Here is a 12,957-nt window from a genome sequence, read left to right on the forward strand (position 1 = left end):
AGTGCTGATTTTTTGGGTGTCTCTGGCAAGTTCCGTCGTTGTTTCTGCTTCTTTTTGACCGCAATGCCATACCCCGTGACCCTGCCCGCCCCACTCTGGAGGACGAATCCGGGAGTGCAGGTTAGCCTCGCGGCTTGGGGTAGGAGCGCCCTGCGGGGCCTTGTGGGGGGCTTGAATCGATGGCCACTGGAGGCCGCTATGCCTGCAATGGGAGTCCTGGCATCCATGCCAGCCCTGCCCCAGTGGGAGTCTGGCGGCGCTGGTGCATCGCGGTCCCCTGAGCCGGTCTTCGATCCCCTTGCCTATCACGCACCCGTCCTTCCGGAGGAGGTTCTGCACTTCCTGCAACCTTCTCCTGGCAAGCTCTTCCTCGACTGCACTCTTGGGGGGGGCGGTCATAGCGAACTGCTCCTGGCGGCGGGTGCTGAGGTCATCGCCCTCGATCAGGATTCAGAAGCGCTGGCGCATGCCCGGCTGCGCCTGCAGCAGTACGGCTCACGCTTCCGCTCCTACCAGTCGAACTTCCGCTACTTCCCCCATGTGCTGGAAGAGGCGGGCATCTCGGCGGTAGATGGCATCTTGGCTGACTTCGGCGTTTCTTCCCATCAACTTGATGATGCACCGCGTGGCTTCTCCTTCATTCGGGAGGGTCCCCTTGATATGCGTATGAATCGGGAAGATGGCCAGACGGCAGCCGACCTGGTCAATCATGCGGAGCCCGGGGAACTCGTGCGCATCCTGCGTGAGTATGGCGAGGAGCGGCAGGCGCCACGCATCGTGCGCGCCATCGTCAAACGCCGTGAGCAGCGCCTCTTTGAGACCACGTTGGATCTGGCGCAGGTGATTGAGTCCGTCATCCCACGGCATGGGAAGAAGACGCATCCTGCCACGTTGACCTTCCAGGCACTGCGCCTTGCGGTGAATGATGAAATGACTGTGCTGGATGAGTTCCTCGCGCAGGTGCCACGCTGGGTGAAGCCCGGCGGACGTGTTGCGTTGATCTCGTTCCACTCGGGAGAGGACCGCCCGGTGAAGCAGGCGCTGGCTCGCTACTCGACTGAGTGGCTGGATCGCCCCGAGTGGCCGGAGCCGAGGCGCAATCCGGATTTTTGCATGCGCTTGCTGACACGCAAGCCCGTCGAGGCCACGGAAGCCGAATTGAAACGCAATCCCCGCGCACGCAGTGCCAAGCTGCGTGCGGCGGAACGCCTGCCCCAGTCCGCATGAAGCGCGAGGAGATCAACATGCCCCGCCGCCGCAACGAGCCGCGTACGGTCCAGCCGTCGCAGTTCGGTCTTGGCATTGTGCTCATGTTCATTGCAGTGACCGTGGGTGGTGCTGCGCTGGCGAAGACGCTTGTGAAAAACAAGACGCACGCCATCGGTCGCGACCAGCAGGCCGTGGAGCGCCAGATCGCGTCGCTCCAGCAGGAGATCCGCGCGCTGGAATTGAACATCAAGGAAGTGCTTGCGCCGAAGCATCTCAAGGATCGCCTTGCTGCGCAGCGCACACAGCTCAAGGAGATCGAGAAGAAGAACATTGTCACCATACCCGCCGTGCCGGTGGCCAAGGTGCCGGAACCTGAACGGAAGGAGGGCACGGACAATCCATGAAGAATTCGCAAAAAGCCCCTCCAGATACCAACCGCTGGTTGCCCGCACGTCTCGTGCTGGTGACGGTGGTGTTGCTGGGCTGCTTCGGCGCTGTTGCCTGGAGGTTGCATCAGGTTCAGGTGAAGGAGCACAAGCTGTGGCTCGCTCGCACGGAGGCGATGCTCCGTACCAAGCGCGTGCTGCCCGCGATGCGCGGCCCCATCCGTGATCGCAATGGTGAACTGCTGGCGCATGACAAGGTGCTGCACCAGCTCTGGGTGCACACGCATCGCATGCGTGACATCAATGACGTCACCGCCCGCCTCGCCATTCTCGAGAAGCGCGCACCCAAGGCCATCTCCCGCGAGATGGAACCGGAGGAGATCTTCACGCGCTATCGTCAGCACATTGCCCGGTTGCTGGCGTGCACGGTGGAGAATACGACTGAGCCATCGCAGGGAGCGTTGGCGGAGATGGAGCGCGTGCTGACCCGTGAAGACCGCAAGGAGTTCGCCTGGCTTGAGCCCATGACAGAGGACCAGGCGGCGAACTGGCGCACGATGCTGGAGCAGAATCGCATCGTGGCCGTCACCATGCGTCCATTCGTCCGCCGTTGCTATCCTTCGGAAGATCGGCTTACGCATGTGCTGGGTTATGTGAATGACCGGTACGCGGATCCAACGACAGGAGATCTCATCAGCAATGATGCGCTCGCCTTGCATCCCCAAGCTCGCCGTTTGCAGGTAGGCTTGGAAGGCATCGAGGCGGTGTTCAATGCCGAGTTGACCGGCAGCGATGGCTACCAGTGGATCGAGCGCGATCGCAAGGGGCGGGAACTTACCGCCTTCCGCGGTGAAACGGCGCAGCCCGCCCATGGGCATGATGTCATGCTCACCATCGACCTGCACTTGCAGGACGCCCTGGAAGAAGTGCTGGAGGAGGCCAATGACTACTACCGGCCGAAGCGCATCATCGCCGTGCTGGTGGAGCCAAACAGCGGCGAAGTCCTCGCGATGGCGAGCCGTCCGCATATTCGTCGCGATGCGGCGAATGGCGTGACGCCGAATCTCGCCGTGAGCACCCCGTATGAGCCAGGTTCCGTGTTCAAGGTGGTGACTTATGCGGCGGCCTTCGATGCAAAGCTGGCCTGGCCCAATGAGATGCTGAACATCGATCCTTCACTGCGCACCTTTGCGAAGCTGAACATCAGCGATCATTGCCAGAGCAATGTCAGCGTGATGCAGGCCTTTGCGCAGTCGAGCAACCGCGCCGCCTATCTGCTTGCTGCCCGGCTTGGAGAAAAGCGCTTCCTCAAGAGCGTGCGGGACTTCGGCTTCGGCGCACCGACGGGAATTGATCTCACGAATGAATCAGGCGGTGTGGTGCACAAGCCTGGCACACCGACGTGGGATGGCCTTACCTTCTCGCGCATGGCCTACGGACACGCCATGACGGTCACGCCTTTGCAGATGTGCATGGCCGTGGCGGCGATTGCGAATGGAGGCAAACTGATGAAGCCGCAAATCGTGAAGGAGATTCGCGATGAGAAAGGGGATCTGGTGCGTCAGTTTGAGCCTCAGGTGGTGCGCCGTGTGTGCAGCGATAAGACCGCGAAACTCATGACACAGGCCATGGTGGGTGTCGTGGAGAATCCCAAGGGTACCGGTGCTCGCGCGGCCGTTGATGAAATCATGGTGGCCGGAAAGACCGGGACCTCTCAGCTCTACAAGTCAGTCGGTCGTGGAGGTGTGCATGAAGGTCACTACTGCGTGTCCTTTGCCGGGTTTGCCCCAGCGGACAATCCCAGCTTGTGCGCCATCATCGTGGTGGACGATCCCTCCGAGTCGGAGGAGACCGTGAGCGGCGGCAAGCTCGCCGCACCCATCTTTGCCCAGCTCATGGATCGCTGCTTGCGGACCATGGCCATCGCTTACAACGGCAAGACCGTAACCGCATCCGATCGCAAAGGAGAAGGACAGTGAAGATTCGTGACCTAATCAAAAACCTGGAAAAACCCGTCGTGAGCGGCAGCCTCGATACCGAGGTGGAATCGCTCACCTATGATTCACGCAAGGCGAAGGCCGGTGCCGTGTTTTTCGCCCTGCGTGGCAGCAAGACGGACGGCCATGACTTCACGGGCAAGGCTCTGGAGCAGGGCGCTTCCGCCATTGTGGCTGAGACTGCGCCACCCGATGACTGCAATGCCGTGTGGCTCCACGTGAAGAACAGCCGCATCGCCCTCGCGGAGATGGCCGAGGCGTTCTATGATCATCCCGAGAAGAAGCTCAAGCCAGTAGGCGTGACTGGCACCAATGGGAAGACTACAACGGCCTTTCTCCTGCATCACCTGATGAATCACGCGCAGATCCGCTGCGGTCTTCTCGGTACGGTGGTCTTTGATACCGGGGGCAATCTGAAGCCTGCGACGCACACCACGCCGGAGTCCCTGGAACTCCAGGGACTGCTGTCGGAGATGGTGCAGAATGGCTGCCGCGCCGTGGCCATGGAGGTCTCCTCGCACGCCTTGCATCAGCATCGTGTGCATGGTGTGCCGTACGAGGTGGCCATCTTTTCAAATCTCACCCAGGACCACCTCGACTATCACGGCACGATGGAGGACTACTTCATCGCGAAGATGAAACTCTTCGAGATGACCGCGGCCCATCCCAAGGGCAAGCTCATCATCAACATCGATGACAAGTGGGGGCGTCTGCTGGCAGATAAGTTCCAGTCGCATCCCGGGCTGGTGACGTACGGCTTCGGTCCGCTGGCAAACTTCCGGGTGGGAGATCCCCGGTATGAACTCACCGGCACGACGTTTGAGCTGCATCACAAGGGGCGCCAGTTCCTCGTGCGCACGCCGTTGATTGGCCAGTTCAACGTGTACAACACTGTGGCTGCGGTCGCAGGCGCGTATGCCGCGGGTTGCAACCTGCGTGAGGCCGTTCGCGCCATGGCGCAGGCACCGCAGATTCCAGGGCGCATGGAGCGTGTGTCTCCAGATAACAGCCGCTTTCACGTCTTCGTGGACTACGCTCATACGCCGGACGGCTTGGTCAATGCGCTCTCCACAGCACGTGCGCTTCGTCCTTCGCGCATCATTACGGTCTTCGGCTGTGGTGGCGATCGCGATCGCCTCAAGCGTCCCCTCATGGCCAAGGCCGTGGAGGACAGCAGCGACGTGTGCATCCTTACCAGCGACAATCCCCGTACGGAGGATCCGCAGCGTATCATGGAAGATGCTCGCAAGGGCTTCACCCGCGAAAGCCATGTGCTCGTCGTGGAGCGCAAGAAGGCCATCGACACCGCACTGCAAGGGGCGCGGGATGGGGACATCATCGTCATCGCAGGCAAGGGCCATGAGCCCTATCAGGACATCCAGGGCGTGAAGCATGACTTCGATGACCGGAAGATTGCCCGCCAGCTTCTTGATCGCAATACGCGCATCAAGGGTGAGATCCGCCTGAAGAAACAGCAGGAGGGGGGGCGCCCATGATCCCGCTCACCGTCCAGATGGTGGTCGAGTTCTGTGAGGGCAAGCTCATCAAAGGCGATACCCAGCGCATCTGCCGTAGTGTCAGCACAGACTCGCGCAAACTCGTGGCGGGTCAGCTTTTCATCGCTCTTGTGGGGGACAAGTTCGATGGTCATGACTTTGTGAATCAAGCCTCGCAAGCTGCCGCCACCGCAGTGGTGGTAAGCAAGCTGCCCGCGGATGCAGGCTCACTGAGCTGTGCCGTGATCGAAGTGCCGGACACATTGGTCGCGCTGCAGAAGCTCGCCGCGCGCCATCGCCAGCTTCTCAAGCCACTCATCGTTGGTATCACTGGCAGCAATGGGAAGACCTCCACCAAGGACCTCACGCTTGCCGTGCTGCGAAAGAAGTACGAGGCCATGGCCACCGCCGGGAACCTGAACAACCACATCGGTGTGCCCCTTACGCTGCTCAGCATGGAGGAACCCCAGAATTGCGGGGTGGTGGAGATGGGCATGAACCATCCTGGGGAGATTGCTCCACTGGCCGAAATCGCCCGTCCGGATGCTGCCATCATCACGAATATCGGCATTGCCCACATCGAGTACATGGGCTCACGCGAAGCCATTGCTCTGGAGAAGGGGACGCTCGCGGAGGCCGTGCATGAGAAAGGCGTTGTGGTGCTGAACGCGAATGATGAATTCACCCCGGCCATCGCCGCACGTTGCAAGGCCCGTGTCATCACCGCGGGCGTGAATGCTGGCGACGTGCGTGCGACCATCCATGAAAGTGGCGCCCAGGGTACGCGGTTCACCCTCGACTTTGCTGGAACAGCGCAAGTCCAGATTCAGATCGCGGTCCCGGGAGAGCACATGGTGGGAAATGCAGCGCTGGCCGCCGCCTGTGCCTGGCATCATGGTGTATCACCTGAAGATATCGCGGCCGCTCTCGGCGCCGCGTCGCTTACCAAGGGCCGCCTGCAGGTGAAGTCCTGGCGCGGGGTGGTATTCCTTGATGACTCCTACAACGCCAATCCCGATTCCATGAAAGCGGGGCTCAAGACCTTGCAGACCATGCAGGTGAAGGGTCGCCGGGTGGCGGTGCTTGGCCGCATGGGTGAGCTTGGGCCGCATGCCGAGCAGGGCCACCGCGAGGTGGGTGAATTTGCCGCGCGCTGCGGCATGGGCGCGGTGTACACCGTGGGCCCGGAAGCAGCGTTGATCTCCAATGCTTTCACCGCCAGCGGCGGACAGGGTGAAAGCAGAAACTTCGCTTCACACGACGAGTGCGCCGCGCATCTCCGCGCATGGCTTCAGGAAGGTGATGCTGTCTTGTTGAAAGGGAGCCGCTCCACGGCGATGGAGCAGGTTCTCAATCACCTGGAAACCTCCCCATGATTCATTGGCTAACAGAACTGCGAGAGCATCTCGATGCGGACAGCTTCATTGCGAAGCTGTTGAATGTCTTTCATTACCACACGTTCCGTGCCGGCGCGGCCTTCCTTACCGCATTCCTGCTGTCGCTGATGTTCGGTGAGCGGGTCATCCGCAAGCTGATATCGCTGAAGGTGGGCCAGCCCATCCGCAGCAAGGAAGAGGTGCAGAAGTTGTTTGATCTCCATGGCAAGAAGGCCGGCACTCCCACCATGGGTGGCGTGCTGATGCTGGGCACCTTTGTAGCCGCGGTATTGCTATGGACGGACTGGCACAATCGCCTTGTGTGGATCTGCCTGGTTACTACGCTGCTGCTCGGGCTCCTCGGTTTCTGGGATGACTATGAAAAGGTGGCGAAGAAGAATTCCAAGGGAGTGAGCGCTCGCGCGAAACTCATCTGGCAGTTCAGCGTCGCCATCGTTGCTGCGTACCTGCTCGCGTACGCCATGCCGGATGGCACCGTCACCACCAGTCGCACCACCTTCACACCCGTTACCGACACAGTTACTTCTGCCGCTCCGGCTGGCGCAGCGGTGCTGAATGAAGTGAAGCTGCCGGTCAGCTACCGCGGCCTCGTGCTTCCCGGCTTCAAGGAACCTCTCATCGAGGACATGGGTGTTTTTGCCGTGGTTCTCTTTGCCTTCATCATCGTTGGCTTCTCCAATGCGGTGAACCTGACCGATGGCCTCGATGGTCTCGCTACCGGATGCTCCATCAGTACCGGGCTGGCTTATGCCGCATTCTGCTATTTGACGAGCAATGTCACCTTCTCAAACTTTCTGTTCATTCCCTACTTCCGTCTCGCGGATGAGATGACCATTGTGGCCATGGCCATGGTGGGAGCGTGTTTCGGGTTCCTTTGGTACAACTGCCAGCCCGCCCGCATGTTCATGGGGGATACGGGCTCACTCGCGCTTGGTGGCGCCATTGCTACCCTCGCCATTGCTTGCAAGCAGGAGATCCTGCTGCTGATCGTCGGTGGCGTGTTCGTCATGGAAGCTGGCTCGGTGATGATCCAGGTGGCGAGCTTCAAGACGCGCGGAGTGCGCGTGTTTCGCATGTCGCCCATCCACCACCATTTCGAGCTCGGTGGCTGGAAGGAGAGCCAGGTGGTCGTGCGCTTCTGGATGCTCTCCATCATCTTCGCTCTCATTGCGCTTTCCACGCTGAAACTCCGCTAGTCCTGTCACATGGCTTCAACTCCACAGCAGCACATCGCCATTCTCGGTGCCGGACGCAGCGGCCTCGGATCGGCGCGCCTTGCCCGCAAGCAGGGAGCGGTGCCGGTGGTGTTTGATGAAGGCGATCCGGTGAAGCTGAAGAAGGCGGTGGACGATTTGGAGCGTGAGGGCTTCCGGGTGGTGCTGGGGCTCGATGGCGCGAAGAGTGAATGCGCGGCCACGAAGTTTGATCTGGTGGTCACCAGTCCCGGTCTCGATGCCAGTTGGCCCTTGCCGAAGGCATTCACCGATGCGGGGGTGCCTCTGATCGGGGAAATGGAATACGCGTGGCGCGCACTCAGCCGCATCCCTGTGGTGGGCATCACCGGCACGAACGGCAAGACCACCACCACGGAGATCGTCGAGCGTATGTTCAATGTGTGCGGTCGTCGCACCATTGCGTGTGGCAACTATGGCCATGCGCTTAGCGAGGTGGCGGTTGCGGAGGCCGAATACGATGTGCTCACGGTGGAGGTGAGTTCCTTCCAGGTGGAGACCATCACCAGCTTCCGTCCCACCGTGGCGCTCTGGCTGAATTTTGCGCCGGACCATCTCGACCGTTATCCGGACAATGAGGCCTACTTTGCGGCGAAGAAGCGCATCTTCGACTACATGACGGAGGATGACTTCGCGGTGATCCGAGCAGGCGAGCCACTCGGTGAACTGAAATCCAAGGTGATCACCTTCACCACGGAGCCGGGTGTGGACGCGGACTTCCAGCTTCTGAATGACAGCGTTCTGTTCCGTGGCCAGCGGATCGCCCGCGTCTCAGATCTGCCCTTGCGCGAGCGGCACAACATTGAAAACCAGATGGCAGCGCTTGGCGCCGGTTGGGCCATGGGATTGAAGTTTGAAGAACTCGTGCCGGCGCTCGCAGGCTACGAACCCGCGAGGCATCGCTGCGAGTTTGTCGCGGAGATTGACGGGCACCGCTACATCAATGACTCCAAGGCCACGAACCTTCATGCGCTGGAAACTTGCTTAAAGTCACAAGATGATCCGGTAGTGTTAATTGTTGGTGGCAAAGAGAAGGGATTGGATTACACTCCGTTCCGTCCGCTCCTCCAGGAGAAGGTCACCGCATTGGTGACCTTGGGCGAGATTGGAGACAAGCTTGCGGCGCAGTTTTCCGATCTGGTGCCCTGCAAACGGGTCGCCACCGTTCAGGACGCCGTCATCGCCGCCACCGAAATGGCACGCCCAGGGCAGAGCATTGTGTTCAGCCCGGGCACTTCATCGTTCGACATGTTCAGCGGCTACGCGGAGCGGGGAAATGTCTTCCGCGATGCCGTGCTCAACCTTTCCAGCACCCAGCAACCAACCAACACGAAGGAGACGCAGTCATGAAACCCAAGACGACTCCCAAGAACCCAGAGGACTTCAACTCGGACAAGTTCTGGCGGCACTACGTCGCCACGGACGCGACTGATGCCGACATGCTCGAAGACGAAAAGAAAACCGGAAACGCCAGCCGCATCTTCATCTTCCTGCTGCTGCTGCACGCGTTCTTCATCGGAGCCGTGGTGCTCTACAATCTTGTCGCGGAGCGTCCGAAGCCGGCCTTTGTAGATGGTACGGCACCGTCGAAGAAAGCTGGAGACACACAGTCCTCGCCCATCCCTTCGGTTCAGGGAAAGACCACGGAATACACCGTGGCCACGGGCGACTCGCTCAAGACCATCGCGGACAAGACCGGCGCTTCGCAGGATGAGATTGTTTTGCTCAACGGCCTGGATCGGGGCAATTCGATCGCCGTGGGCAAGAAGCTGCTGGTGCCGGATCGTGCGCCTCCGAAGGCCAAAGAAGTGGCTCCTCCGCAGGTGCCTCAACCCGGACCTCCTCCGCAGGAAGTCGTGGTGGCCGTACAGCACACTACCAAACCCGGCGTGATGGAAACATTCCGTGCCGTGGAGCCGCAAAAGACCGAGTCCAAGGCTGGCTCAACGGCGAAGATGGCGATTCAGGATTCTCCTCCGGAGAAGGTGGAGGCCGTGGCGCAGCATCGTCCCATGAAAGTGGAAGACAAACTTCCTGAAGAGCCGAAGCCGGTGAAAAAGAATGTCGAGGATTCACTCCCGGAAGCGAAGCCTGCACCCGCCAAGCCGGCTGAGCCCAAGCCGGTGGCGAAGGTGGCGGAAACCAAAAAGACTCCCGCACCAGAGCCTGCCGTGGCGAAACCTGCCGCCGCGAAGCCGGCAGAAGCCAAGCCTGCTGTTGCCAAGCCTGCGGAAGCGAAACCCGCTGCCGCAAAACCTGCCGCCGCCAAGCCTTCCAATGCCGCGACTCACACCGTGAAGTCTGGCGAGACGCCGTATGCCATCGCGAGGAAGTATGGAGTCACTCCAGATCAAATCATGCGCTACAACGGCATCAAGGACGCAAGCAAGCTGAAGATCGGCACGGTGCTGAAGGTGCCGCCGAAGCAGTAAGAAGTGTTCAGTCTCGCGTTCCCAGTTTTCAGACTGGGAACGGTCCTGCTGAAAACTTCCACTGCTTCCTGAGAACTTTCCATGCATCGCGCCAGTCTCTACATCCTGCTCTTCTCCGTGGCCCTGCTCTCGGCGTTCGGCATCGTGATGCTGGCCAGCACGGGCTACTACCTTGAGGAAGGGGAGAAGCAAACCTACGCCACGATGAACAACCAGGCCACGTGGCTCGGGTTGGCCCTGGTGGCGGCAACGGTGGTCGCCTTCGTAAATCCCGAGAAGCTGTATGAGTACCGCTGGTGGATCTTTGGTGTGGCGCTGGTGGGGCTGCTCATGTGCTACGTGCCCTTCTTCGCCAAGGAGATCAATGGCGCCCGCCGCTGGGTGAGCTTGCACTCGTTTGGATTGGACAGGCCCAGCTTCCAGCCTTCCGAAGTGGCGAAACTCGCCATCATCATTGTGCTCGCGGGTTGGTTCGCACGGTATGAACCACTCACGCGCGAGTTTGTGGGAGGCTTCCTGAAGCCCGGCTGTTTGCTGATTGTCACGGTGCTTTTGATCGCGGGTGAAGTGGACTTGGGCACGGCGGCGCTCGTCACTGCCGTGGGTGTTTCATTGATGTATGTCGCCGGGACGCGGTGGTACTACCTTACCACAGTCGTGGTGGCCGCAGGCAGCGCCCTTGGGCTCGCCATCCGCCTCACGCCGAACCGCGTGGCGCGTATCATGGCCTTCCTCGATCTGGAGAAGTACAAGGACGAGATCGGTCTGCAGCAGTGGCGCGCGCTCATGGCGCTTGGCAGCGGCTCCTATGAAGGCGTGGGCGCTGGCGACGGACGCCTGAAGCGTGGATTCCTTCCGGAATCAGAGACGGACTTCATCTTCCCAAATGTGGGTGAGGAGCACGGGTTTTACGGTACCATGTTGATTGTCGGCTTGTTTGTCAGTGTGCTCATCGCGGGCATGGTCATTGCCCACCATGCTCCGACTCGTTTCATGCGGCTGGTGGCTCTGGGCATCACGGTCACGCTTGCTCTTGAGGCGTTGATCAACATGGGCGTCACCACGGCCCTGCTGCCCAATAAGGGATTGCCACTTCCCTTCGTCAGCTATGGGGGTACGAATCTTCTCTTCGCGATGATCAGTGTGGGCATCCTTGTGGCCATCCACAGGAAGTCGTTCGGATCGGGTGCAAGGAAGGACTTGCTGGATACGCGGCGGGGCGGTATGAGACCCGCCACGCATGGAGCGCTCTAGATTCGACAGCCGCAGCCCACTCGCCGAGACGGGTTCCGGTTGCACGCGCTCATCACACGAGGCCGGGGCATCCCATGTTCTGCTAGTTCTTCGAAAAAACGAAGGGGGCCTCGGTATTTCTGTCGCAAGGAAAGCTGACGTGCAGCGATATCAGATCGTTGATTCCAGCGCCTGCCATCCACCCCTTTCGCAATCGCCCACCTGCCGGCTCCATTCCGCCCCCGGAGCCACGTCCAGTGCAGGGCCAACCCTTTCTGCTCGATGAAGAATCCGCGCAAAAAGAACAAGCAACAACGCCAGCACTCCCAGCACCAGAAGCAGCAGAAAAGCAACCAGGCAGCCTCCCACGGGAAGCCGGTGGAGCAAAGGCAGAAGCAGCAGGGTGAAGCCGCCCTCTCGAAGCCCCCTGGGAAAAGGCATTACCTCATCGCGTGCGGCGGCACGGGCGGACATTTGTTCCCCGGCATTGCCGTGGCGGAAATTCTCCAGGGACGGGGGCACGATGTGACCTTGCTGATCAGTGAGAAGAAGATCGATGCGCTGGCCGCCAGTAATCACAGCACGCTGACCTTCGAGAAGATGCCCTTCCTCGCCATGCCCAAACCATGGTCACCGAAGATGGCGGGCTTTGTCATGGGGGTGTGGAGCGGACTCAAGCGGTGCAAGGATCTCATCCGCAAGCACCAGACCTCCGCCGTACTGGGGATGGGCGGATTCACCTCTTTCGCGCCGGTCCTCGCCGGAAAGCAATGCAAGGTGAAGACTTTCATCCACGACTCCAACGCCGTTCCCGGAAAGGCCAACAAACTCACTGCCAGGTTCTGCGACGAGATCCTCCTGGGTTTCGAGGAGTGCGGCCAGTTCTTCCCTGAGAAGAAGGCGAAGCGCACCGTGGGCACACCCGTGCGTAGCGCGCTGCTGTGGGCAGCCACGGAAACCTCGGAAGATCCGTATGCCTTCTTCAATCTGAACAGGGAGCTGCCTACATTGCTGGTCATCGGTGGCAGCCAGGGGGCGCGTGGTGTGAATAACGCCGTGGCGCACTCACTCGATCAGCTCGATGCCATCGGTGTGCAGATCCTGCACATCACGGGCCCGGGAGACTATCAGGAGATGCGGGATGCATATGCTCCCAAGGAGATTCGCCTTCGCTCGCACGTCGCTGCTTTCTGCCATCGCATGGATCTCGCATATCGTGTGGCGGATGTCGCACTCGCCCGCAGTGGCGCCTCCACACTCGCGGAGCTCGCTACCTTCGGCGTGCCCAGCATTCTTGTCCCGTATCCCTACGCTGCCGACGATCACCAGACGAAAAACGCTGCCATCTTTGACAAGGCAGGTGCGGGGATGATGATCAAGGAAACGGATCTCTCACCGGAAGAGCTGACAGAGCAAGTGCGCAGGCTCATTCAGGACAAGGAGCATCACGACAAGATGGAAGCCGCCGCTCGTGGGATGGCGCATCCCAAGGCCGCAGTGGCAATCGCGGATGCGCTGGAGGCGTAGTTGTGAGGCCGGGCGTGTCCTCTCCAGGCTGGTGAGCCGAAGACGAGA

General features: G+C 60.5%; 10 protein-coding genes. All 10 read left to right on the forward strand.

What is annotated here, in order from left to right; all coding sequences use genetic code 11:
• The first annotated feature begins 225 nt into the window (after positions 1-225).
• The 10 genes from rsmH (at position 226) to murG (ending at position 12,909) form a co-directional block, all read left to right on the forward strand.
• Positions 226-1,227 carry a 16S rRNA (cytosine(1402)-N(4))-methyltransferase RsmH gene (rsmH, locus tag DES53_RS04330; protein ID WP_113957199.1) on the forward strand — a complete coding sequence of 334 codons (1,002 nt, stop codon included), beginning with the start codon at positions 226-228 and terminating at the stop codon, positions 1,225-1,227.
• Entirely contained in the window at positions 1,224-1,613 is a 390-nt protein-coding gene (locus DES53_RS04335; RefSeq protein ID WP_113956947.1) for a hypothetical protein, read from the forward strand. The genes rsmH and DES53_RS04335 overlap by 4 nt, the downstream gene beginning before the upstream one ends.
• Positions 1,610-3,574, forward strand: a complete 1,965-nt coding sequence (locus DES53_RS04340) for a peptidoglycan D,D-transpeptidase FtsI family protein (RefSeq protein ID WP_113956948.1) — start codon at positions 1,610-1,612, stop codon at positions 3,572-3,574. Before DES53_RS04335 ends, DES53_RS04340 begins: the two co-directional genes overlap by 4 nt.
• Entirely contained in the window at positions 3,571-5,088 is a 1,518-nt protein-coding gene (locus DES53_RS04345; protein WP_281270118.1) for a UDP-N-acetylmuramoyl-L-alanyl-D-glutamate--2,6-diaminopimelate ligase, read from the forward strand. The genes DES53_RS04340 and DES53_RS04345 overlap by 4 nt, the downstream gene beginning before the upstream one ends.
• On the forward strand, positions 5,085-6,464 hold the full coding sequence (locus DES53_RS04350) for a UDP-N-acetylmuramoyl-tripeptide--D-alanyl-D-alanine ligase (RefSeq protein ID WP_113956949.1): 1,380 nt from the start codon (positions 5,085-5,087) through the stop codon (positions 6,462-6,464). The genes DES53_RS04345 and DES53_RS04350 overlap by 4 nt, the downstream gene beginning before the upstream one ends.
• Entirely contained in the window at positions 6,461-7,681 is a 1,221-nt protein-coding gene (mraY, locus tag DES53_RS04355; protein WP_113956950.1) for a phospho-N-acetylmuramoyl-pentapeptide-transferase, read from the forward strand. The genes DES53_RS04350 and mraY overlap by 4 nt, the downstream gene beginning before the upstream one ends.
• 9 nt (positions 7,682-7,690) lie before the next feature.
• On the forward strand, positions 7,691-9,067 hold the full coding sequence (murD, locus tag DES53_RS04360; RefSeq protein ID WP_113956951.1) for a UDP-N-acetylmuramoyl-L-alanine--D-glutamate ligase: 1,377 nt from the start codon (positions 7,691-7,693) through the stop codon (positions 9,065-9,067).
• Positions 9,064-10,149 carry a LysM peptidoglycan-binding domain-containing protein gene (locus DES53_RS04365; RefSeq protein ID WP_113956952.1) on the forward strand — a complete coding sequence of 362 codons (1,086 nt, stop codon included), beginning with the start codon at positions 9,064-9,066 and terminating at the stop codon, positions 10,147-10,149. Before murD ends, DES53_RS04365 begins: the two co-directional genes overlap by 4 nt.
• An 81-nt stretch (positions 10,150-10,230) precedes the next feature.
• Positions 10,231-11,403, forward strand: a complete 1,173-nt coding sequence (locus DES53_RS04370) for an FtsW/RodA/SpoVE family cell cycle protein (protein WP_113956953.1) — start codon at positions 10,231-10,233, stop codon at positions 11,401-11,403.
• Between the two features lie 261 nt (positions 11,404-11,664).
• Positions 11,665-12,909 (forward strand): undecaprenyldiphospho-muramoylpentapeptide beta-N-acetylglucosaminyltransferase, encoded by a 1,245-nt coding sequence (gene murG, locus DES53_RS04375; RefSeq protein ID WP_113956954.1) that lies wholly within the window; start codon positions 11,665-11,667, stop codon positions 12,907-12,909.
• Positions 12,910-12,957 lie beyond the last annotated feature (48 nt).

It is taken from the genome of Roseimicrobium gellanilyticum (assembly GCF_003315205.1).
Taxonomy (GTDB): Bacteria; Verrucomicrobiota; Verrucomicrobiia; order Verrucomicrobiales; family Verrucomicrobiaceae; genus Roseimicrobium; species Roseimicrobium gellanilyticum.

Coding starts and splice junctions, on each gene's coding strand:
- murG (WP_113956954.1), top strand. CDS start 11,665: ATGAAGAATCCGCGCAAAAAGAACAAGCAACAACGCCAGCACTCCCAG.
- DES53_RS04340 (WP_113956948.1), top strand. CDS start 1,610: ATGAAGAATTCGCAAAAAGCCCCTCCAGATACCAACCGCTGGTTGCCC.
- rsmH (WP_113957199.1), top strand. CDS start 226: ATGCCAGCCCTGCCCCAGTGGGAGTCTGGCGGCGCTGGTGCATCGCGG.
- DES53_RS04370 (WP_113956953.1), top strand. CDS start 10,231: ATGCATCGCGCCAGTCTCTACATCCTGCTCTTCTCCGTGGCCCTGCTC.
- DES53_RS04350 (WP_113956949.1), top strand. CDS start 5,085: ATGATCCCGCTCACCGTCCAGATGGTGGTCGAGTTCTGTGAGGGCAAG.
- DES53_RS04335 (WP_113956947.1), top strand. CDS start 1,224: ATGAAGCGCGAGGAGATCAACATGCCCCGCCGCCGCAACGAGCCGCGT.
- murD (WP_113956951.1), top strand. CDS start 7,691: ATGGCTTCAACTCCACAGCAGCACATCGCCATTCTCGGTGCCGGACGC.
- DES53_RS04365 (WP_113956952.1), top strand. CDS start 9,064: ATGAAACCCAAGACGACTCCCAAGAACCCAGAGGACTTCAACTCGGAC.
- mraY (WP_113956950.1), top strand. CDS start 6,461: ATGATTCATTGGCTAACAGAACTGCGAGAGCATCTCGATGCGGACAGC.